The sequence below is a fragment of the uncultured Microscilla sp. genome, assembly GCF_947493425.1.
Classification (GTDB): Bacteria; Bacteroidota; Bacteroidia; order Cytophagales; family Microscillaceae; genus Microscilla.
Genome location: NZ_CANLRP010000064.1, coordinates 12140 through 35272, shown reverse-complemented (window position 1 = coordinate 35272; position 23133 = coordinate 12140). Strand labels below are relative to the sequence as shown.

General features: G+C 42.8%; 15 protein-coding genes. 7 read left to right on the top strand and 8 right to left on the bottom strand.

The genetic code is table 11. From position 1 onward, the window contains the following. Window positions 1–94: 94 nt before the first annotated feature. Window positions 95–481: a DUF1987 domain-containing protein gene (locus tag Q0954_RS16950; RefSeq protein WP_299458685.1), complete on the bottom strand. Its 387-nt coding sequence runs from the start codon at window positions 479–481 to the stop codon at window positions 95–97. A 233-nt stretch (window positions 482–714) separates the two neighbouring features. Here Q0954_RS16950 and Q0954_RS16945 point away from each other — a divergent pair, with 233 nt between their 5' ends. After that, window positions 715–1512 (top strand): SDR family oxidoreductase, encoded by a 798-nt coding sequence (locus tag Q0954_RS16945; RefSeq protein ID WP_299458684.1) that lies wholly within the window; start codon window positions 715–717, stop codon window positions 1510–1512. A 731-nt stretch (window positions 1513–2243) separates the two neighbouring features. Then, window positions 2244–2822 carry a phosphatase PAP2 family protein gene (locus tag Q0954_RS16940; protein WP_299458683.1) on the top strand — a complete coding sequence of 193 codons (579 nt, stop codon included), beginning with the start codon at window positions 2244–2246 and terminating at the stop codon, window positions 2820–2822. Between the two features lie 119 nt (window positions 2823–2941). Here Q0954_RS16940 and Q0954_RS16935 read toward each other — a convergent pair whose 3' ends face one another. From Q0954_RS16935 to Q0954_RS16920, 4 genes are all read right to left on the bottom strand, one after another. After that, window positions 2942–3655 (bottom strand): LytTR family DNA-binding domain-containing protein, encoded by a 714-nt coding sequence (locus Q0954_RS16935; protein ID WP_299458682.1) that lies wholly within the window; start codon window positions 3653–3655, stop codon window positions 2942–2944. Between the two features lie 269 nt (window positions 3656–3924). Next, entirely contained in the window at window positions 3925–4992 is a 1068-nt protein-coding gene (locus Q0954_RS16930; RefSeq protein WP_299458681.1) for a sensor histidine kinase, read from the bottom strand. 4 nt (window positions 4993–4996) lie between these two features. Continuing rightward, window positions 4997–5200, bottom strand: coding sequence for a hypothetical protein (locus tag Q0954_RS16925; RefSeq protein WP_299458680.1), 204 nt, complete (start codon window positions 5198–5200; stop codon window positions 4997–4999). Between the two features lie 99 nt (window positions 5201–5299). Further along, window positions 5300–6211 carry an alpha/beta hydrolase gene (locus tag Q0954_RS16920; protein WP_299458679.1) on the bottom strand — a complete coding sequence of 304 codons (912 nt, stop codon included), beginning with the start codon at window positions 6209–6211 and terminating at the stop codon, window positions 5300–5302. 822 nt (window positions 6212–7033) lie between these two features. On the opposite strand from Q0954_RS16920, the gene ggt reads away from it, so the two are divergent. Both ggt and Q0954_RS16910 read left to right on the top strand, forming a co-directional pair. Continuing rightward, on the top strand, window positions 7034–8740 hold the full coding sequence (gene ggt, locus Q0954_RS16915; RefSeq protein ID WP_299458678.1) for a gamma-glutamyltransferase: 1707 nt from the start codon (window positions 7034–7036) through the stop codon (window positions 8738–8740). Window positions 8741–9171: 431 nt separating this feature from the next. Beyond that, the gene (locus Q0954_RS16910; RefSeq protein WP_299458677.1) at window positions 9172–10140 is read left to right on the top strand and encodes a hypothetical protein; all 969 of its coding nucleotides are present in this window, start codon (window positions 9172–9174) and stop codon (window positions 10138–10140) included. Between the two features lie 53 nt (window positions 10141–10193). Here the strand turns inward: Q0954_RS16910 and Q0954_RS16905 are convergent, their stop codons facing one another. Both Q0954_RS16905 and Q0954_RS16900 read right to left on the bottom strand, forming a co-directional pair. Beyond that, window positions 10194–10583 carry a hypothetical protein gene (locus Q0954_RS16905; RefSeq protein ID WP_299458676.1) on the bottom strand — a complete coding sequence of 130 codons (390 nt, stop codon included), beginning with the start codon at window positions 10581–10583 and terminating at the stop codon, window positions 10194–10196. 118 nt (window positions 10584–10701) lie between these two features. Next, window positions 10702–11064, bottom strand: coding sequence for a hypothetical protein (locus Q0954_RS16900; RefSeq protein ID WP_299458675.1), 363 nt, complete (start codon window positions 11062–11064; stop codon window positions 10702–10704). A 390-nt stretch (window positions 11065–11454) separates the two neighbouring features. On the opposite strand from Q0954_RS16900, the gene Q0954_RS16895 reads away from it, so the two are divergent. Beyond that, window positions 11455–12609: a DUF6569 family protein gene (locus tag Q0954_RS16895; RefSeq protein WP_299458674.1), complete on the top strand. Its 1155-nt coding sequence runs from the start codon at window positions 11455–11457 to the stop codon at window positions 12607–12609. Between the two features lie 81 nt (window positions 12610–12690). Next, window positions 12691–13563, top strand: coding sequence for a hypothetical protein (locus Q0954_RS16890; RefSeq protein ID WP_299458673.1), 873 nt, complete (start codon window positions 12691–12693; stop codon window positions 13561–13563). A gap of 524 nt (window positions 13564–14087) precedes the next feature. On the opposite strand, the gene tyrS is transcribed toward Q0954_RS16890, so the two are convergent. Further along, entirely contained in the window at window positions 14088–15407 is a 1320-nt protein-coding gene (gene tyrS, locus Q0954_RS16885) for a tyrosine--tRNA ligase (RefSeq protein WP_299458672.1), read from the bottom strand. Window positions 15408–15826: 419 nt separating this feature from the next. Between tyrS and Q0954_RS16880 the strand changes: the two genes are divergently transcribed. After that, complete coding sequence (locus Q0954_RS16880) at window positions 15827–23005, top strand: gliding motility-associated C-terminal domain-containing protein (protein ID WP_299458671.1); 7179 nt, start codon at window positions 15827–15829, stop codon at window positions 23003–23005. The last annotated feature ends 128 nt before the right edge of the window (window positions 23006–23133 follow it).

Here is a 23133-nt window from a genome sequence, read left to right as displayed (position 1 = left end):
ATGGCAAGGATGTGGTCATGCCTTTTGAGGTGGTGTATGAGTAGTTAGCTCAGGAAGAATTAATAACGGTTTTTGGGATGACTAATTGTGGCCTTCATGCCTTCTCTACTTTCAATATATTGAGGGGCAAAACTCCTACTTTACTTTTAATTGTTTTTACATCTTTCATTGTTTTCATGTCCCTACAGTTTACAAACCAATTGATCATTACCAGTATTTTTTTGTTGGTATACAAATCATTGAATAACTGGAGTATTTGAAGCAACGCAGCGTAGGATGAAGCGTGATACTGGAGAAACTGTAAATTGACCGATATTGGTTTATGGCTTACTTGCATGTATGCTTCAAGCCAGTTTTTTACCTGTTCATAAAAGGTGGTAATATGTGCGCTGTCTTCTCCATAAATCTCGAAGAGGTTTGTCTGCCTATTGAATAAAATATAGCTTTTTCCCTCTTTGTCTTGCACTCTTAAATCGTCCATAAGTCTTTCTAAAATAAAATAGTATAATATGTTCAGTGTAAATACTTTAAAAAGAAAGAAATAGATAGAAAGAATCGGTCAATGTTTGATTTTGTTCGATAAAACAATAAAAAACTTTTCTTTTTTGTCATATTCTTCAATGTGACATATTTTGTGAGCCACGCCCTGTTGTTCCCTATAAATTTATTTCCCAAAAGTTTGTCTGCCTTGTAGCAAGGGTGTATACTTACACTATGTCAAAGTTTACAAACAAAGTAATATGGATTACGGGAGCTTCTTCGGGCATTGGAGAAGCCCTGGCTTATCATTTTGCCGCACAAAATGCCCGCCTGGTACTATCGGCACGCCGCCAAACGGAGCTCGAACGAGTAAAAAAGCAATGCAGTGCTGCTGCCGATGTATTGGTATTGCCCCTTGACCTTGCCCAAAGCAATACTTTTGTCGATAAAGTAGCCGAAGTGGTTCAAAAGTTTGGGCAAATAGACTACCTCATCAACAACGGAGGCATCAGTCAGCGGAGCCTTATCAAAGACACACTCGCTGACGTAGATCGACAGATTATGGAAGTCAATTACTTCGGAAACATCTTGCTTACCAAGGCAGTGTTGTCTCAACTGGTTTCTCAAAAACAAGGACATGTGACCATCATCAGTAGCGTTGCCGGAAAACTCGCCGCTCCTTTGCGTTCTACCTATTCAGCGTCCAAGGCTGCCGTTATTTCTTTTTTCGAAACTGTAAGGGCAGAATACCACCACCACAATGTAGAAGTGTTAGTGGTATGCCCTGGCTATATCCAAACCAACGTATCGGTCAATGCCCTTACTGGCGATGGCTCAGCCCAGAATACCATGGACAGCACCACTGGCAACGGTATTTTGCCCGAACGTTGCGCAGCCCTCATTGCCCGCGCCATTCGCAAACGCAAGCAGCAAGTCATTATTAGTGGGGCAAGAGAAAAACTGGGAATCATTGTCAAGAAATTTTTTCCTCGTTTGTTTGCCAACATGGTGCGCAAAGCTAAAGTAGCGTAGGAATGTTGTACTCTACCCAGCTTTTAATTTCGTTGAGCTCAGCACAGTAAAACTGTAGCTTCCTCGCCCCGCCTGCTCCGAGCTTGTCCTTGAAGGTTGCGTGTCTTTATCTATTGATAAATTCCGCTATATGGAGCCGATCGAAACTCTAAAATAAGTCGTTTTTTGGGCTTGTAAATGGTTTAATTTGTGGAGACACCATAGCCGTCAGGTTAAGCAAACAAGTGTAGAAAATTCACCCTAAGGAATGGTGAGAAATTAAATTACCATTCTTGAGGTAGAGGTTTTGTTTTGAGACGAGGCTATTTTTTGCGCCCATAGCAGCGCTACGGGCAATAAAAATAACGAAGTATCAAGGCGAAAAATCACCCCTCAGAGTGTAAATTTATTTTTGAACAATTCCTAAGAATATCGTCATCACCTCAGCGAGTGTCCCCACGCGCTGATTGAGTCTCTAAAAAAAAGCGCCCAAAGACAGTCTGGTCTCTTGTGAAGACACAAGCGACGGCGGAAAAAGAGGCTAGCCTGACGGCTATGGTGTCTTCACCAATTGATAAATCGGGCGGTCGAAACCCTTAAATAAGCTGTTTTTTAAGCTTGTGAATGAGGTGATTTGTGAAGACACAAATCAGGGCGAAAAATAGTAGGGTAGAGTAGGAGTGTTGCTTCCAATTTAAAAAATACTGATTAACTTTGCCCACAAATTGCCATGTGTTGCAAATCATAAATATATGTTAGATCAATTAATACAAGCTGACATTCAGCTATTTACTTTTTTAAATGGATTTCACTCTCCTTTCTGGGACCAAGTGATGTGGTGGATAAGTGCCCGTGCCCCCTGGATTCCGTTCTACCTGTTTCTGGTAGTGGCAATGGTCATGCGCTTGCGTTGGAAAAAAGGCTTGTTGGCGGTAGTATCTATAGTGTTGGTGGTCATCATTGCCGACCGTTTTACTTCTGGTTTTATGAAACCCCACTTCAAACGCCCGCGTCCCTCGCACGAACAAAAACTAAGGGCAACCACCCATGTGGTAAAAGACGCCAACGGGCACGAATATCGGGGAGGGGCTTATGGGTTTGCTTCTTCACACTCGGCAAATGCCTTTGGCATGGCCATGTTTATGTTTTTGTTGTTTCGGGGGCACTGGCGCTGGATGTTTGCCTGGGCGTTTGTAGTAGCCTACAGCCGCATTTATTTGGGCGTGCACTACCCCGGCGATATTTTAGTAGGTGGTTTGGTAGGTTGTGTGGCTGCCTGGCTCATGTACAATGTGTATAAAAGGTTGGCTGAGGTAATTGTAAAAGAGTAGTTGGGAGCAACAACGGCCTCAAGGTATAAGCGACAAGCTGCAAGTTTTTAGGTGCCAATGTATATCATTGCTGCAATCATGGTTTTAAGAAAATCCCTATCTGTTGAAAAATTGCACCATCAAAAACTCAACAACTCCTTAAATTTATTGGCTTGTCTTCGCGAAATCTCTATTTCTTCCCCTGTTTTGAGCCTGACCTTCAGGTTGCCACTAAACCAGGGAATAATTTTGTCAATCCACTGTAAATTAATGATATGCTGGCGGTTAGCCCTGAAAAAAACGCGAGGATCGAGTCGTTGTTCCATATAATTGAGTGAGCGGGCAATGAGGGGTTGGTGGTCTTCAAAAAAGATACGGGTGTGATTGCCTTCTATCTCAAACAATCGCACATTTTTTAATTGAATAAACCAACATTGTTCTCCATCTTTTACAAACACCTGATCGTGTTCGCTGAGTATTTCTTTGGCAGCAGATGGCGGTGGGGTGGTACTTGCCAAAAGTTTTTCTATAGCAGTTTTGAGCCTGGCAGGTTGCACTGGCTTAAGCAAATAGTCGAGAGCGTTGTACTCAAACGACTTTAGAGCGTATTCATCAAAGGCAGTGGTAAATATTACCTGTGGGGTAATGGTTAGCTCTTCCAAAAGTTCGAACCCGGTTTTGCCGGGCATTTCTATATCCAAAAAAATAAGGTCAGGCGAATGTTGCGCTATCTTTTCTTCGGCTTCCATGGCATTGGCTGCTTCGTCGAGTATTTCTATGGTAGGGTGTGCTTTGAGCAAAGTGCGTAGTTCCTGACGAGCCAGCCGCGAGTCGTCTATAATGATTGCTTTCATAAGGTGCAAATATAGTTTTTCTTGGAGAAATTTAACTTGGTATGTACCAAGACAAAATTAAATATACCTAATATGCAAGTATAACTATCATATTATGAGAGAGTTATCTTTACTTGTAGCACCGATATACATCGGTATCTAAGGACTTATAGCTAATTGCACCGATATTCATCGGTATCTAAGGACTTGCTGCTACTTAAAACTACATAAATAACCTAACCCATAGAACTTCGTCTTTGGGTACTGCGCATCTACTGCCTTCTTTTGGATCACTTTATTTTTTTTATTTTACTTGGAATCAAGACCGTAGCATTTACCTTGTCTTGTTTTTCACTGAGCTTTATTTGAGCTTCAGTTCCATACAACATCTGCAGGCGTTCGCGGACATTTTGTAAACCTGTACCTGTACTTTCCTTCGTGTTTTTTAGCGCAAGCGACCCCGTATTTTCTACTTCCAGAGTCACTATTCCATTGTCTTTAGTGCCTTTCAGCAATATTTTACCGCCTTGTGGCAATTGGGCAATGCCATGTTTGATGCCGTTTTCTACCAGAGTTTGCACCAGCATGGGGGGCACTTGCACATCCATAATAGCCGGGTTGATCTGGTTTTCAAACTGTAGCCTGTCTTCAAACTGAATAGAAGCCAGCTGCAGGTAACTATCAACTACCGTAAGCTCGTTTGCCAACGATACTTGCCGGGCGTTGCTGTAGCGCAAAGAATAACGCATCAGCTCTGACAAAGAAGTAAGCATTTCGCGGGCTTTAGTCGGATCTTCTAAAATCAATGCCCTGATATTGTTTAAGGCATTGAACATAAAGTGCGGGTTAATTTGGGCCTTGAGTGCCATCAGTTGGGCTTCTTGTGCCATAGATGCCATCTTCCATTGATCTATTTCGGCTTGCTTATAGTTTTTGAAAAAATGCCAGCCAAAGTATAACAAAGACCACATAAAGGTGACTACCACCACATTGAAAATGATAGAAAGTGCCAGGGGGAGCGTAAATGCTACCGGTTTGGGATTGATAAAAGCAAGAAGCCTCCAGATAGTAGTATTGGCTACAAACCAAACCATACCAATGACCACACAAGCAGGCAATACCCGTAATATTATTTGCCCCATATTCAGCTTAAGCCAGCCTTGGCGTTTGATAAAGCTACGGTAGGCGTGAGTAAGTACCAACCCCATCAATGATATAGCAATATTGAATATCATAGAATGTAGTTTTGGACTTCCGTAAAGACTCGCAAATCCAAAACCAGTCAATGTATACACGCCCCAACCAATGCCTTGGCAATACCAATAATACTTGTTGGAATGGCGATGTGTGCTTGCCATATAGTTAGTTTTTTTTGGCAGCAATATACTGATTCTTATTGAGATTTCGGGCTTGTTTTTTTTGCGCCAAGCCAATGATTAAAAATGTAAACCAAGGAGTATAAAAACTAAAGAAGTTCCAAAAAGGAGTAGACAATAGTAAGTGAATAATGATACTAACGATTAAGCCAGTGGCTCCGATAACGATGAATGGTGTTTTTGATTTCATAATGATTATAAGGTTTATTGATTGATTAAAAGTTTATATATCAGTTGTTTAGCTGTTTTCGGTTCTTTGAAAACAACTGCCTGTAGCTCGCAACTTGAATTAATTATTGCTCAAAGCCTGCCCCTTCAGAAAAGCCTTGAGTTTTTGTATCATCCAGGTTTTGTCGTCATACATAATAAAATGTTTGGCACTTTTGTGCATCAAAAAATGGTGTTGAGGAATGCGGGTAATCTGTTGGGTATAGTTTTTTTTCACTGCTTCCAGTGGTGTCCCATATTCTTTGCCCCACCAAACCCCCATCACCAACGTGGGTGCTTTGATGTTGGCTACTTTTTGACGTAAGTCTATTGTATACAACTCATACATTGCCTGGGCTACGGCTTTAGGGTCAGACTTTAAGTTCCACTGAAGCACCTGCTTGATGTGTGCATCTGAGCTAATCATTGCATGAAGTGTCCGGAGTTGATTTTTTTGAGCCACTTCTTTCGACACAGGCTTGAGCATTTGTTCCTTCATCTGTTGCGCAATGGGTTGCATACTTTGGGAGGTAGCGGCAGGGTTTTGCATACCACCCAAAAAGGGTAAGCCATCTACTGAGACCAATTTCTGGATTAAGTCGGGGCGTTCAGCAGCAATCCAAAACGACATAAATCCTCCCAGGCTATGTCCAATAAGAGTGACATTTTTCAATTGCTTTTTGTCTATATAAGCAATGATTTGGTCTTTGACTACAGGCAACATTGTGTTGGTCTTAAGAGCGGGTTGTCCGGCAAAACCAGCCAAAGTAAACACATGGCAAGCATACGCTTGTTTAAATACGGCTACAGTTTCGTCCCATACCTCTCCGGGGCAACCCAAACCAGGAATAAACAATATATTGCCCGATTTATTGGTGCCGGTTACAGTTACTTTAAATGCTTTGGTACCATTGCCTGGGGTGGCAACAACTGCCGTAATGCCTAAAATAAGCGAGGTGATCAGGCTAATAAAAATAACAGGTAATTTTTTCATTGTGATTTGATTTGTGAATGATTTACTCAAAAGTACGGCAATTGATTACGCAAGAAAAGCAAAACATGACGAGCGGTGTACAGCCTTGATGAGTGGTAAAATGAGCACAGCATGGCGTTGTCTGAAGCAGGTATTAAAGAACTATTGCGTGACAGATGGGCGTGAAATACCTAAAATTTAGTTTTTATTTACTAATTTTGGCAGTTATTAAAACTACAAAACTCATCTGTTTGTCTAAACAGGTGTTTTGTTTTATTAGAACACTTTATTTTTTTCGTTTTACTTATGTTACAATATTCCACAACGATTTGAGTCAACATGACTTGTTGATAACCAGTAGTTGATAGTCAACAATTAAATAAGGTGAACAGCTTTCGAGTTAGCTATGTACTTCTAAATGATGATTTTATAAATGCTTGATAGTAAGTGTGTTATAAGTTTGTTAGGTTTTGAAGCGCAGGATAACCTGGCAGCTAAAACCTAGTACCTTATCCTCTAAGTAAATGCACTATTTATTTTGGATGAAATTTGTTCTCTGACGAACTTCAAAAATTGAGCATAGCCATAGCTACGCGATATTTTTTAAGTAAAGTCAGGGGGCGAATATCGCCGAAATAATGTATCAGGTATTTAGAGGTTGAGGTACTAGTATTGACTAAATACATCTAACGACGTTTTTTTTGTAAGTCACTAAAAATCAATGTGACATAAAAGATGTAGTTAACTATGGAACAGAGGGGAGCACCAATATCTAAGGACTTGCCCCTGTCAGCGCTGTGGACTATTGTTAGCTAGACACATTGTCCCCAAAAGATTGAAAATATGAGGAAAATTTTACACTACCCAGCCTGGTTAATGCTGTTGGTATTGCTTGTTGGAAACGTGACGGTTGTGCGGGCACAAACCCAGCGAGGTCCAATTGGAAAAAATGGCATGGTAGTATCTGCCCACCCTGACGCGTCTAAGATAGGTCTGGAGATTTTGAAAAAAGGAGGAAACGCCTATGATGCTGCTGTAGCGGTGCAGTTTGCCTTAGCAGTGTGTTACCCAGCTGCCGGAAATATAGGGGGAGGTGGATTTATGGTGTACCGCCACGCTGACGGCACCATTGGTGCCTTGGACTACCGCGAAAAAGCGCCCGCAAAAGCCCATCGTGATATGTACCTTGACAAAGGGGGCAAAGTAATCAAGAACTTGAGCCGCTATGGGCATTTGGCAGCAGGAGTGCCCGGAGCGGTAGATGCCATGCTCAAAGTACACCAAAGGTTTGGTAAGTTACCTTTCAAAGAAGTGATTCAACCCTCTATAGATTTAGCCGCCCGTGGGGTGGTACTAACCGATAAAGAAGCCCAACGCTTAAACAAAAGCCGTAATGCTTTTTTTGACCACAACACGCAACCTCCTTATCCGCTGGTTCGCAATGACAAAACCCCCTTTAAAAAAGGCGATGTTACTGTATATACCGACTTGGCAAAAACCCTGGAGCGCATTCGTGACAAAGGACGAGACGGTTTTTATGCCGGCAAAACTGCCGAATTGATTGTCAAAGAAATGAAAGCCGGAGGAGGCATTATTTCTAAAGAAGACCTTCAAAACTATAGTGCAGTATGGCGTATTCCGGTGGTGGGTACTTACAAAGGTCACCGCATCATTTCTATGTGTCCTCCTTCTGCTGGAGGCATTGTGTTGTTGCAAATGCTCAAAATGGTAGAACCTTACGACCTGGGCAAAATGGGTTGGCAAGCCCCCAAAACTGTACAACTCATGGTAGAAGCCGAGCGCAGAGGCTATGCCGACCGTGCCAAATACCTGGGCGATTCTGATTTTTACCCGGTGCCCATGCACAATCTACTAGACCCTGCCTACTTGAAACAACGTATGAAAGACTTTAGCTTCGATAAAGCAGGAAGCTCTACCAAGACCAAAGAAGGCAAGTGGGGGAGTCATAGCGAAGAAACCACCCATTTTTCTATTGTAGACAAGGCAGGCAATGCCATTAGCATTACTACTACCCTCAACAGCGGGTATGGGTCGTATGTGATGGTATCGGGGGCAGGTTTTTTGCTCAACAACGAAATGGACGATTTCAGTGTCAAGCCTGGAGTACCCAATATTTACGGGTTGGTAGGCAACGAAGCCAATTCTATAGCACCCGGCAAGCGTATGCTAAGCTCTATGACGCCTACCATTATAGAAAAAGATGGTAAATTGAAAATGGTTGTAGGCACCCCAGGAGGTTCTACCATTACTACTTCGGTTTTTCAAACCATACTCAATGTGTTGGAACATAACATGACTATGCAAGAGGCAGTCAATGCTCCACGATTTCACCACCAATGGTTGCCTGATGAAGTGTTTGTAGAGAATAAGGCTTTGAGCCAAAAAACAAGGCAAACTTTGCGTAAACTAGGCTATATTATTCGTCCCAGGTCACCTATAGGTAGGGTAGAAGGTATTTTGGTATTGCCTGGGGGTAAACTAGAAGGAGGTGCCGACCGACGTGGCGACGATACAGCTTTAGGTTATTAGAGAGCTTGTTTGTACTTTCGTTTTTGAGAGTAATTGTGATGAATTTGCTAGTCAAAGTCGTACCAGGACTTCAATGCTTACAGTCCCGACCTGTTATGTCGGGGGATGAAATCCAAACAAGGTCTTAGTTATAAGCAAAGCCAGCAACAAATCATTGATATGTTCGTTATCTTTTGAGCTTGCTGGCTTGAGTAAGTACACAACATATCTTAATTATATTGAAGTGGCACAACATCTCGATATTTGTCACTTCACAAAAACATTTACTTAGTAACAAAATGATCCATTATAACAACACTCCACCGCTTTTAACTTCGTGTAGCTCAGCACAACAGCACAGCGTGTGCGCTTCGTCAAATAAAAGCATAAGGAAGAGGGTTTACAACCTGTTGAATTTCAGTATAATATCAGGTATTTATACTCGTACAACAGTGATGGACTACTGTTACAAACATGTTACTTTTTTTACCTGCCTATTATTGCTGGGTTGGGCAAGCGTACAAAACACTGTTGCCCAGCGCCGTCCTTTTGGCGAAACTGAAGGCTATATGAGCTTTGGTATACAGCTCAATGCAATGAATTTTAAAGGAGATGTTTATTCTGATTTGTCGCTTACCCGTCCAGGTGTTTTTTTGCATGCCACCCGTAAGTTGGGCGAAAGGGTACACGCCCGCCTAAGCATAGGGGTGGGACGTATTATGGGCAACGATATCAAAGCCGAAGAAAACAGTTTCAAATATGCCCGCAATCTCAACTTTCGTAATGATTTAAAGGAAATCACTTTGGTAGGTACCTACGATATTGCCGGAAGCCCTGGACGTTTTTTTCGTCGCAGAGGTTTTACACCTTATGTGTTGGGTGGCATAGGCATAGTACATCATAGCCCCAAGGGACACGCCGAAGCAACCAGTGCTGCCCGCTGGACTGATTTGCAGGCGTTGGGTACCGAAGGACAAGGCAGACCAGGCTACGATACTCCCTATAGCAAGGTACAAGTAGTAGTGCCATTGGGCGTTGGTCTACGTTGGAAACTAAACCGCCGCTGGGACTTTGCCATTGAAGCCAGCGTGCGTTTGTCTCTAACCGACTATTTAGATGATGTAGGAGGCAATTTTGTAGACCCTAGTGATTTGAACAGCGACTTAGCCAAAAGTTTTGCCAATCGGTCGTTTGAGGCAATAGGTGCCATTAACCGTACCCCAAGAAATGTAGGGCAATTGCGCGAACAATACGGCTCTACTACTTATACCGGGTTTGATGGCAATGCTTACGAAAACCTAAATAATTTGGGAGTGGGTGACGCCAGAGGTAAAAAAGGGAAGGATATTTATATTGTCACCGGATTTCACTTTACCTATATTATAGATACAGGGCTAAGCTGCCCTCAACTAAGGTGGTAAAATGTAGGACATAAAAAAAGCGGGGTGGAAGCCTCGCTTTTTTTATCTTCAACTCAATGGTTGGGGTAAGGGTTTTTGAACTTGTACCAGTTTTGGTTCTTTGAGTCTTCAATAATTTCCTGCAACATTGCTTCGCTTTGTCCTATCTTAAGGGCATACCCCAAGCAAAGCTCATACTCTTTCTCGTGTATTTCTTTGTCAATCATCATCACTTTTACAATGTCTGACAAGTGCAACATTTGTTGTTCTTCGGTATCTGGAATATGAAATTCCTCCTGGGTAATATTACGCATAATTGTGGCGGAGTCTCTAATACTTAGCCCCATGCGTATAGCTACTCCTACCAATAACTCCCTCTCTTCGGTGGCTAGTTTTCCATCAGCAATGGCAACCAAAAAAAGGTTTTGGAAATACTTTTTAGCTCTTTCTTTATCTAGTGTCATTGATTTAAATATTTTATGGCAATGAATTTCTTTCCTGGATTTTCCACTTTTTCAAATAAAGTGTACAAAAGTCGAAAAAAACTCGCCAATTCGAAAATTGCTGATGTCTAAAAGTAAATTATTTTAATCTATCCCTTTCAGCTTTTATACTATCAATGAGCCTATTCAGAGTGATTTCACTTTTGCCTATTTTTTCGGCGTACCTTTTACAAAGCTCATATTCTTTATTGTGAATAGTACCATCCGACATCATCATACTTACAATGTCTTTGAAGTGAGCCATTTGTTCGTCTTTGCTCTGGGGCACCACAAAGTCCCGGTATCGGATATCGAGCATGATCTCTGAGGCTTCCCGTGCATTGATTCCCATTTTTTGCGAAAACTTTACCAAAATCTTTTTTTCTTCATCGGCAAGTTTACCATCAGCAACTGCTATCAGATACAGATTCTGAAAATAGTGAAGGGCTGTTTGTTTATCCATTTTACTTCCAACAATTTTAGGTTATTAAAATTTAGTTAAGCAAATAGTTTGTGTTTAATCAACAAAAGTTTAACTATTCTAACGATAGAAATTTATGCTTTGATCAGGTTGGTTAAGGGTATGAAGTTGTCTGTATATTTAAATTACTCTAAGAAAATTGTGTTTTAGGTAAGTTTTGCCAAAGAAGCTATTACTTTTCTTACGAGCTACTTTTATGACAGGTTTTGTTATTGATTAAATACTTGATTAACAGGTAAAATACTGAGGAGGTTTGGGGATAAATAGGTGGGTGATTTTGTGTTTTTTTGGTGAAAACCTACTTCTTTCAACGATTTGCTTTGTCTTATTAAAAATGCATTTTTAATAAAAACCTTTATAATCAAAACACGCATGAAAATTACTCGTATGCTATCACTACTTTTGTTGGCAGGGTTTTGCTGTAGCTTGCAAGCCCAGCAGTTTAACCACCAACACGTAAAAGTCTCCTATGATGAAGGCACTGCTTTGGGCAACAAAAAGAATTTCACTTACAAAAACTTACGCTTATACCCAATAAGGGCAAGTAAAACGTTTTTGAAGGACAGCAAAAATATAGGCAAGTATACACCACTGAAGGTTGCCCTGAAAACCAAGAAAGTAGTCATTACCGAACAAAGCGTTTCTAACAATATTACCCCAACTCCCCGTACCCGCAATAATGCTGACACCACCAAGAGGTCAAGCACCACAAATCTACCAACGCGACCGCGAGTGGTACAGCAACGCCAACAGCATACCCGCCAAGTACAACAAGTTCAAAATGTGTATTTGCCTCAAAACATACAAGTGAGAGGCGGAGGAGGGTCTGCTTCGGTAAATAACCTCTACATACAAAACAAGTCGAATGACACTTTGTACATTATGGCAGGCGAAATAGTGCAAGGAGGCAAACAAGACCGGGTGATAGCCCAAGACATGGTGATTCCGCCCAACAGTGGTAAAATAAACCTATCGGTGTTTTGTGTAGAAAAGGGGCGTTGGGCTTATAAGAAATCTAAAAATAAAGACAACTTTGATGGGTATTATGGGGTGTCGAGCATTGCTTTGCGCAAAGTAGTAGACACCGAGAAAAAACAACAAAAGGTATGGAAAGAGGTAGCACGGTCGAACGCAAAAAATGCGGTAAAAAGTGGAACCAATGCGTATACCGAGCAAAAAAAGAATGCAAAGTTTAAGAAAGAGTATGCCGCATACACTCATTTTTTTAAGGATAAGTTTAAAGGTAAAAACGATGTAATAGGGGTGATAGTAGCCACGGGCAATCGGGTAGTAGGCTGCGATATGTTTGCGTCTCCTCATTTATTTCAATCGCAATACCAAAACCTCTTGGGGTCTTATATCAACGAAGCAGTAACTGATGGTGCTCCAGTAAACATTGCAGAAACAAGGGTAGAAAAGTATATGAGTGATTTGCTGGACAAGGAGCTAAAAAACGAAACAGAATTAAAGAAAAAAGGCAAAGTGTTTAAGCACAATCGAAAGAAATTGCACGTGTCAAAGTATTGAGGTTGATTTTTTGTAATTTAAGCCTGGCTGGTGTTCTAGTCAGGTTTTTTTTATACTTTTTAGTTAACTAACCTTGGTATTATGGAACAAGTACTATATCACTATGATGACGACAGTAGAAATATCACTAATGAGATAAGTTTGGTGTATATCCCTGAGGAACAAATAGGAGTACTTAGGATGGAGAAAATTACTCCTTATGACTCTCAACAAGCAACACCCAATCAGATAGAAGAAATAAAGGCTCCTTTTACTTGTAAAAATTGGTGGAACTTTTCAACAGTGAGTAGTATGGTAAGTGGGGTTCAGATGGTAGTAACATTGTACGTAGAAGTATATAATGCAGAAACAAAAATAGTATTGACAGAAACATTGAAACGAGGTTGGGAACCGCCACTGGGTTGGACACAAGACCCAACAGAGAACACAGAGGCACTGGTCTTTGAAGTAAAGGATTTGCTTCAGTTGTATCAACGTATGCAAGCCATGGACAACCTACAAATGTTGGACATAGCTGTAATAGGCGATGTAGCCAAGCAAATCAACGAAGCTATTCGGCGAATGAAATTTAAAAATGCTCCTGGCTATGCCATATTTGAAAAAATCAAAAAACTGATCGTAGTAAAAGAGATCAACGAGTTGCCTGAGGAAGAAAAAAGCTCTATTGCAGAGCAGCTGGCTATTTTGGCACATAGTGTTTGCCAACAGTTTTATGATACTAGCATGGCGTTGGAGATTGTGAGTTTAGGACAAAAGGTAGAGGGTGTTTTGCCAACAATAAAAGTGTTTTTATCAGATACTAAAGCAAAAATCACAGAGTTTGATCAACATAACCGAGAAGTCACCGAAGCACGTCAGGTAGAGCAGGAAAAACTGCAAAATAAAAGTATTTGGTATATTATTGCGGCAATAGCAGGTATTATATTATATATTTTGCAAGAGTTTGTTTTTTAAACGAAATTTCTAAAATTAGGTTCAAAACCGTACACTAATTTTTCACTACTAATACTTGTGCAGAGTTTAATTTTATCAGTCTCAAAAGTGCTTGAAAAACAGCGTCTTTACTTTCCGCCTTAGTTTGTGGGCGTTAAGAAATTTGAGAAATGAAGCCGTAAAAACAGATCACTGTCTGAGCCGCAGGCGAGTTTGAGCTGTTTCGGCGTAATGAAACAAATTTTAGCCAGGCAAACTACAGCGGTGGCTTTTTTTGGTTCGTTTTTTTAGCTAAAGAAAAAAATGAACGGATGCCTGAGGGAAACGAAACCAGGTTTTATTCTACAACTCAGCAGATTAGCAGCTATTTTTATGCTGTAAAACTATCAAAAAAATCAAGACTTATCTGCTATAAAAAGTGTACGGTTTCAAAAAATTAGGTAGAAGATTATGATTTTGTAGGTGGTACTTTTGATTGGTGCCACAAAAAAACCGTACAGTTCGTCACTGTACGGTTCAATTATATTTATAATCAAGTAAAAAACCTATACTTCTACTTCGGCGGCGCGTTGTACTACGCCTACCGTTACTAAAAAGTATTTTCTACCTTTTTTGATCAATAAAAACTTGTCTTTCAACAAGCCAAACTCAGGCTTGCTCTCGCCTTGGTCTTTAGTGACAGCTTTTTGGTTAATCTTTATTCCGTTGTTTTTGATCAAACGACGTACCTCACTTTTAGACACTGGCTTAGCCTCGTCTTCGGTCATGGCACTGGCAATAAGGTCTACAGTACTACCAAAAGCATCAAACTCGGTTTTGGTGTAGTTCTTTTTAGGAATCCCCTTAAACACATCCAGCAAGGTAGCTTCGTCGGTCGTTTCAAAATCTTCCAAAGTAGATTTTCCAAACAACAAACCAGAGGCTTTTTGAGCCCGGTCTAGTTCTTCCTGTGAGTGTACCATACGGGTCACCTCTTCAGCAAGAATACGCTTGAGCATTCTTGGGTCATTGGCATAGTCTGCCTCGTGTTTTTCTATAGTTTCCTGATCGAGCAAAGTAAACACCCGCAAAAGTTTAGCTGTTTCGCTGTCGTCTACATTAAGCCAAAACTGGTAAAATTTATAAGGAGAGGTACGTTTGGGGTCAAGCCATACATTGCCTCCTACCGACTTACCAAATTTGCTGCCATCGGCTTTGGTAATCAATGGACAAGTAACCGCAAAAGCATCGCCTCCACCCATACGGCGGATAAGCTCGGTACCAGTAGTAATGTTGCCCCACTGATCGGAGCCACCCATTTGTATTTTACAGTTTTTGTTTTTATTGAGCCAGAAAAAATCGTAACCCTGTAGCAATTGGTAGCTAAACTCAGTAAAAGACAAACCACTTTCGAGGCGTTTTTTTACCGAATCTTTAGCCGTCATGTAGTTAATGGTCAAATGCTTGCCTACATCTCTCAAAAACTCTAAAAAGTTCATTTGCCCAAACCAATCATAGTTGTTGAGCAATTCGGCAGAGTTTTCGCCACAGTCAAAATCCAAAAACTTGGCCAGTTGTTTTCCTATGGCTGCTTCGTTATGGCGCAAAGTTTTTACGTCCAACAAATTTCTTTCGGCAGATTTGCCCGAAGGGTCACCCACCATTCCGGTAGCGCCGCCTACCAAAGCCACAGGTTTGTGCCCTGCCATCTGTAAGTGCTTAAGCATCATCAAGGTGGCAAGGTTGCCTATATGAATAGAGTCTGCAGTGGGGTCAAAACCAATATAACCCACCGTCATTTCTTTATTGAGTTGTTCTTCAGTACCAGGCATTGCGTCGTGCAACATTCCTCGCCAGCGCAATTCTTCAATAAAATTCTTCTTCATCTTTGTCAATCTTTTCATTTAGCAGGCATGCATTGGTGGGGTTTTACTACTGCATACCCATTATTCATTATTGAATTTCTATCAGCCGTAAAATTGAGAAAGTTTTTTCAAATCTGCCAGTGATTAGTCATAAACTTACTACAAATGTATGCACTCTTTGGCTGACTAAATAAAATGGGCGTGGTGTATTTCCTGGTCAGAATCAGGATCATTTTATCATTTTTCTTACATCAGTGGGGTAATTATGCCTTGTACTCATAATCAACAGGTTATCTTTTGTTACTTTGTGCTTATTCTTGGCTGTGCTATAAATTAAAAGAAAGTGGTTACCTGTTAAAGCGTATCCGTATAAACCCCCATCAGATAATTTAAGGTATATCTGATAAAATTTTAAAACTAACTACAACGTCTGCATAACAATGATAGAGTCGAAGAGAACCTGGTGCTTACTATGGGCGAGTACCCTATGCCTGCTATTTTGCCATTGCCTGAACGCGCAACATAAAACCCCTCAATTGATAGATGCTCTGGTGGGACCTACTGGCAGCAGCCCCGAAATACTTACTGCGGTAGGCAACCAAGTGATTTTTAATGGATCTACTACCTCAAATGGTAAAGAGGTGTACCTGTCGAATGGTACTACTGCCCGAAGTTTTGACATATCTCCTGGAGGCAATGCCAGCGGAGCCAACTATTTTGTGCCGCTGACAGTACAGGGAGTTACTTACGCCTATTTCTTTGCTACCGATAATCAAGGCAATGGATCTTCAGTATTATATCGAGTCAATATCAAAGACAACTTGAATGATAGCCAGGTAGAATTTGTTGCGCGTGCCAACCCTAAGGGGGGAGACAACGGGCAATACCTGGTAAAAATGGGTAACGAATTGTTTTTTTCTGCTCAAGACCCGGTAGGCAGACAGGAGCTGTTCAAGAATGATGGGACAAATACCACTTTGGTCAAAGACCTAAATGCAACCCCTATCCCAGGCGGTGGTGGTATCACATTGCCATCTAACCCAAAGCACCTTACAGCCATCAATGGTACTTTGTTTTTTAGTGCTGACAATGACCCTAATTATGATGGAACAAACGATGCCAACCGCGAACTAGGCATCAGCAAAGGTGATGAAGCCACTACTGTTATGTTTGACCTTCACCCTGGAGGTAGCTCTAACCCCCGGTATTTTGTAGAAAAAGGGGGGCTGGTTTATTTTATAGCAGAAGACAATACTGGTACCCATCTCTGGAGCAGTGATGGTTCTAATACACCCCCCACTAAAATTCCCTTTCCTGCTGGAATTACCTTCTTCAACGAGTCACAACGTTTGGTAGTGGCAGGTGGACACTTGTTTTTTAGTGCTACCAAAACTACCCAGGCTGGATCAGACTATAAGCTATGGTCTTGTGATGGGACAAACTTTGAAGAAATAGCTTCTGTGGGGAATCCTAAGTATATGACCAATATGGGGGGAACGTGTTTTTTTTCTGCCACCGGCAAAAACAGTAAAGGTTTATCAATAGGCTTCGAGCTGTGGAAAAGCGATGGAACCAGTGCCGGCACCGAACTGGTAAAAGACATTGCTTCCAATACGTTTTCTTCTTCGCCTTATAACTTGACCGTGGTAAACACTCAAGTAAATGGGGCAAACAAAAGTACTTTATATTTTTGGGCAGGTATTAGTACTACCAAAGAGCTTTGGAAAAGTGATGGTACTACTAGTGGTACAGAAAAAATAGTGTTACCCAAGCTGAACTCAAGGCTTTCTCTGCCCGACAGCATTGTAGCAGTAGAAGTAAAACCAGGCAGAGAGGGAATCTTTTTTGTGGCAGTAGACAATGACCTGGGAGAAGAGTTATGGTATGCCGCCCCTTGCCCTTCTGCTACATTGAACTATGGCAGCAACAGTATTTGCGGAGGAAGCGGACCAATTAGCCCTCAGTTGGTGGGTGCCGATGGAGAAGATGTAAGCGCAGGAGTTTACTCTGTAGACAAGCAAGGGGTAGGGTTGTCTGTTGATCCTAACACTGGGGTGATTACTCTAGGTGGGAGTACGCCACCAGGCGATTATACGATTAAATATGAAGTAAACCAACAAGGTTGTGTGGTAGAGGCGCAAGTAGTGGTAAAGGTGGGCACCGGAGGCGGTGGTGGAGGAAGTGCTCCTACAGCAAAAATAAGTACTTTGGCATCAGGGTTTAAGTTTGATACAACCATTCAACCTGAAAACGATGGCTCGGCAGGGGTGGTAACTTCGCTCGATGGTAAATACTTGTACGTAGCCGACCAGAGAAACCATTCCATAAAAAAAATAGACCTGGCAACCGGGGGAGTATCTGCTGTAGCCGGAAGTGGTGTGGCGGGTTTCAAAGACGACAACGGTTCCTTGGCTCAATTCAATTACCCATCGGGGCTTGCCATAGACATGGCGGGCAACTTATACGTGGCAGATAAAAACAACCACGCTATACGGATGATTACTAACCCATCGGGCGGGAGCCCAACAGTGAGCACCATTGCTGGAAATAGCAGCTACCCCACCGCTGTATCAGGCAATGTAACCGGAGCGTTGGCTGTGGCCAAGTTTAACGAGCCATCTGGGGTGGCAGTAGACGCGGCTGGTAATATATACATAGCAGACAAAAATAACCATCGGATTAAAAAAATAGCCAACGGAATGGTGACCACTTTTGCCGGACCGGTAGCCGATGGAGTGTTTGCCCCTGGACGTGCCGATGGAGCAGCCGATGCCGCCCGGTTTTTCTTCCCTACCTCTGTGGCCTTAGATATTACAGGTACTCAACTGTATGTGACAGACAAGCTAAATAATATTATTCGACAAATAAATACGACCAATGGCCATACAACCACCTATGCTGGAGACGTGGCAAATGGCATTGCAGGGCATCAAGATGGTAACGCAGCTAGTGCACAGTTTCATTCCCCGGCGGGCATTACAGTAAATGCCATAGGGGAGGTATACATAGCAGATACGCATAACCAGAGGATTAGAAAAATAAGCCAGGGACAAGTAACCACCATAGCTGGAACAGGAGCCGAAGGAGATGAAAGCGATGTGCTTGCCAAAGACGCTAAATTTAGGTATCCTTCGGGCGTATTTGCCGATCTTGAGCAAAACTTATACATCAGCGATAAGCTCAACTTTGCTGTCAGAAAGTATTACCTCGATAATGCAAATGGCAGGGTGGTGACAGGCAAAACAATATGTGCGGGCACCAGCGGAACGCTCAAATTAGAAGGTTTGGCAGGAAGCAGCACCATAGATAAGTGGCAATCGTCTACTGACGGAACCAACTGGACAGACATTACGGGCACTGCCAATGCTACTAGTATCAACTACTCAAACCTCAGCGTAGTTACTTTTTATCGGGCGCTGGTACTCAGTGGTTCTTGTGGCTCAGACCCCTCCAATTATGCCATTCTTAAAATAGGAGGACCAGCAGCACCAGTGGCAGGTCAAGACCAAACCCGTTGTGGAAATGGCAGTGTAACGGTTACTGCCTCAGGTGGCACCGATGGTAGTTATATTTGGTATGACAAAGACGGCAATGTAGACAATGCCCAAACCAATGGTTCTTATACCGCCAGTTTTACCTCAGGAACCTATACTGTACACGTGGCACTCAAAGGGGCTACTTGCGAAAGTGCCAAGGTGCCTGTCAAAATAACTGTAAGCACTGAACCTAAGCCAGTAATTGACCCCACTGGTGCCCAAACAGTGTGTCTTGGTCAGTCACAAATTTACCAGGTAACGACCAACAATACCGCCAACGGCAACACTTACAAATGGGAAGTAACCAATGGAACCATTGTAGGAGCCGATGACCAGCCTCAGGTGACCGTAAAATGGGAAACCTTAGGCACTGGTACTCTTAAAGTAACTGAGCAAAATGGACCTACTTGTGTGGGTGTATCGGCTATATACAATGTCACCATTAACAGTGGTACGGTGGCCCCCGAAGGTGTAGATGGCTCTGGGTGTGGCACAGGTGGAATAAGCATACAGTTGGCCGCAAAAAATGCTACAGGCAGTATGCAATATTTGTGGTACGATGCCCCCGCTGGAGGAAATTTATTAAAAACCTCTGCCGATGCCAATGATGGCACTTTTAATACTCCCTCCATTAACTCTACTACCAGCTACTATGTGAGCATTAAAAGTGTGAGTTGTGAAACCGAAAGGGTAGAGGTAGTAGCCCACGTGTTGGCGGGTACCCCCAATGACCCAACCAATGCATTGACAAGCCCCCAAACCCGTTGTGGTGCTGGCGAAGTAACCTTTAAGGCTGAGGGTGCTGTAAATGGGCAAACCTATCGTTGGTATGACCAAGCCACTGGGGGTAAGTTGTTGCAAGACAACGCCGTAGCTGACTTCAGGACAGGGGTGCCTTTAGGCTCTACTACTTATTATGTGAGCATTCATAATACCAGTTGTGGAGGTGAGAGTAACCGAGTAGCTGTTACCGTAAATGTGACCAATACAGGAGGGACTCCACCACAGGTAACTCCACGGCAAGGCTGTGGCAAAAGTAATTTAGTGCTAGGAGCTACTCACCCCGATGCGGATGGCTCGCCTCAGTTTAAATGGTATGAAAACGCTACTGATGTAGTACCTAAAGCGACTAATACGGGGAGTTTTTTGGTGCCTAATCTTACTACCACTACCACCTACTATGTAAGTTTTGACAATGGTTCTTGCGAAACAGACAAAGTACCAGTAACTGCCACAATTACCAATCTGACTCCACCTCAAGTAATCGATGGATCGAGGTGTGATGCTGGTGAAGTAACCCTGACTGCCACGGGTGCTACGAGCGGACAAGTGTACCGTTGGTTTTTGTCTGCTACGCCTCCCGACGCATCTACTGCCAATTGGCTTAAAAGCTCCACAGATGAAAAAGACAATATCTACAAAACTCCTCCTTTGGGTGCTGGCAGAAGTTTTTATGTGGCAGTAGTAGATATAAATGATCCTGATACTAAAAGCGATGATTGTTACAGCAGTTTGGTAGAAGTAAAAGCAATTATCAAGGGGGCAGGCACGCCTCCTGGGGCGCCTATAGTACGTGCTATTCCCCCCAATTTGTGTACCGCTGGTACGTTTGACATAGAGGCTACCGGAGCCACGGGTGGGCAAGTATACAAGTGGTATGCTGATGCAGCAAAAACAGTGTTGAAAAAGACAAGTAGCGATCATCAAGACAATATGTATACTACAGACCCACATACTACCGGAACGACCGATTATTATGTGAGCATTGTAGATCCAAGTTGTGGCAACGCCGAAAGCACACTTACCAAAGTAAGTGTAAGTGTAGGTGGCGGAGTGGCAGACCCTGTACCTGTTCCTGGCGCCGCTTGTGGACCAGGAAAGGTGACTTTGTCGGCAAGCGGAGGCACCGAAGGTCAATACAGATGGTATACCGATTTGACCAATGCTACTGTATTGAGCACCAGCGCTACTTTTACCACTCCCCACATTGACCAAAGCACTACGTATTATGTGAGTGTACATAATGGCACTTGCGAAACCAAACGTATACCTGTGCTGGCGAGCGTGGAAGCTGCGCCTACTGCTAGTTTTGAGGGCAGCAGCCTGACTTGTGTAAATACTGAAGTAACTTATACTGCGGCAAGTACCGGACTGCAATATACCTGGACAGTGAGTAGTGAAGGAACCATTACTGCTGGAGGTGGTGCCTCAGATAACTTTGTAAAAGTAAGGTGGACAACAGGAGGCTTGGGTAAAGTAACTCTGGAAGAGCAAGTGGGTACTTGCAAAGCACAAACCGATAAAAATATCACCTTGAGTGCCAAACCTGATGTTCCGGTGGTTACGGGTGACATCACAGAAGTATGTGCCTATGCGATAGGCACCAACAACGAGGCGGTATACACCATTAGTACACCCAATCCTGCCTATACTTATGTATGGCGTATTGTAAACGGTGATGTAGCGGGCAAGATTGTTTTTACCAATGCAGAGGCTACTCAGGTGCGCATTCGCTGGAGTAATTCTTTGCCCACCGATATATTTACCGAAACATTTGAGGTGTTTGCCCAAGTAAAAAATACGGGCTGTACCAGCGATGTGTTTACCCAGGCGGTAAAGGTAAAGAGGGCTCCTATCAAGCCATTATTGACCGATAAGGTAGATTCGGTATATGTAAATACTATTCGTACTTATGCTACTACTACCAACAATGCCGGAGCGGGTATTACGTATGAGTGGCAAGTGACGGGAGGTGCTATTCAAAATCAAAACGCCAACCAAGTAACCATTAAGTGGAGCAATACAGCGGCTACCCGAGAATTATATGTCAAAGAAACGGTGACAGCTACAGGTTGTATCAACTATTCAGATACAGCTACCATTTATATATTTCCTTACAATGTGACAGCAAAAGCACTCTACCCTGTGATATGTGAAGGAGGACAAGTGCAGCTACAGGCAAATGATGTAAACGCAGGTACTTATGCCTGGTATACCACAGCAAACGGAGGAGCAGCCCAATACCAGTCTACCAACAATGGAACCGACTCAGATGTGTTGAAAGTACCTCAAAATACAGCGGGATTATATACTTATTATGCGAGCCCGGTCACGCTTTCGGGGGTCAATGGGGCAGATGATTCGGGAGGAGACAACGCCCGTATAGCAGTTGCTTTTGAAGTAAAAGCCAACAATCCGGCAAACTTTACAGTGGTAGGTGATACTACCAATGCCCAAAACTGTACCCCCAATGGCGCTGGTGGTGGAGCAGTAACGCTTACGACCGTATCGGGTGGGTTTGCGGGGGCTCCTTATACCTATCTGTGGAGCAAAACCGGAGAAGCTGCCTATAGTGCCACTACCCGCGATATAAGCGATTTGACTCCGGGTACTTATACCGTGCAGGTAACCGATGCCGGAGGTTGTATGTCTGACGTATATACTTTTGTAATAGAAGATAAGCGACAGTATGTGACTGATGCCAAGTTGAACATTACAAGTACTGGAAGCCTTGTGTTAAACGCGGCCAGTGATACTGCTACTATTACGGTGGGTGAGTCGGTGATTTTGACGGCTACTGCCACCGATGCGGCTACTTTTGCCTGGACTGCCAACACCAGTGCAGAGGTAGCCAATATCTCGGATTTAACTGCGGGTAGCCCCACGCTTACTCCCAGCCAAACCACAAGCTATACGGTACAACTTGCCAACTCTAAGGGTTGCGACACTACCCTAACAATGGTAGTGAGGGTGTTGCGTTTTCAAGTGTTTGTACCTTCTATGTTTACCCCTAACAACGACCAGAAAAATGACCGTTTTCAGGTGTTTGGCAATCAGGTGGCTACCTTAAGCCTTAAGGTGTATAGTCGTACTGGCTTACTGGTGTATGAGAGCAATAGCAAAGAAGAGGTGATGGGAAGTGATGAGTTTGGAGCCAAAACGGGCGAAACCCAAAACAACGGGTGGGATGGCACCTACAAACAAAGACCCTTGCCCAAAGGAAACTATGTGTGGTATTTGCGGGGCAAGTACAAAAATGGAGTGGAATTTAAAGAGTCAGGCAATGTGTTGCTGATAAGATAAAAACGAAAAAGAAGATGTGATTGCCTTGGTGGTTTGCTGTCCACCAGGGCTTTTTTGTGTGGTGGCGTGACCCAATAAATGTATAGAAGAAAACCAGGCGCTAGAGTAGCCAACAATGGTTTGAATAC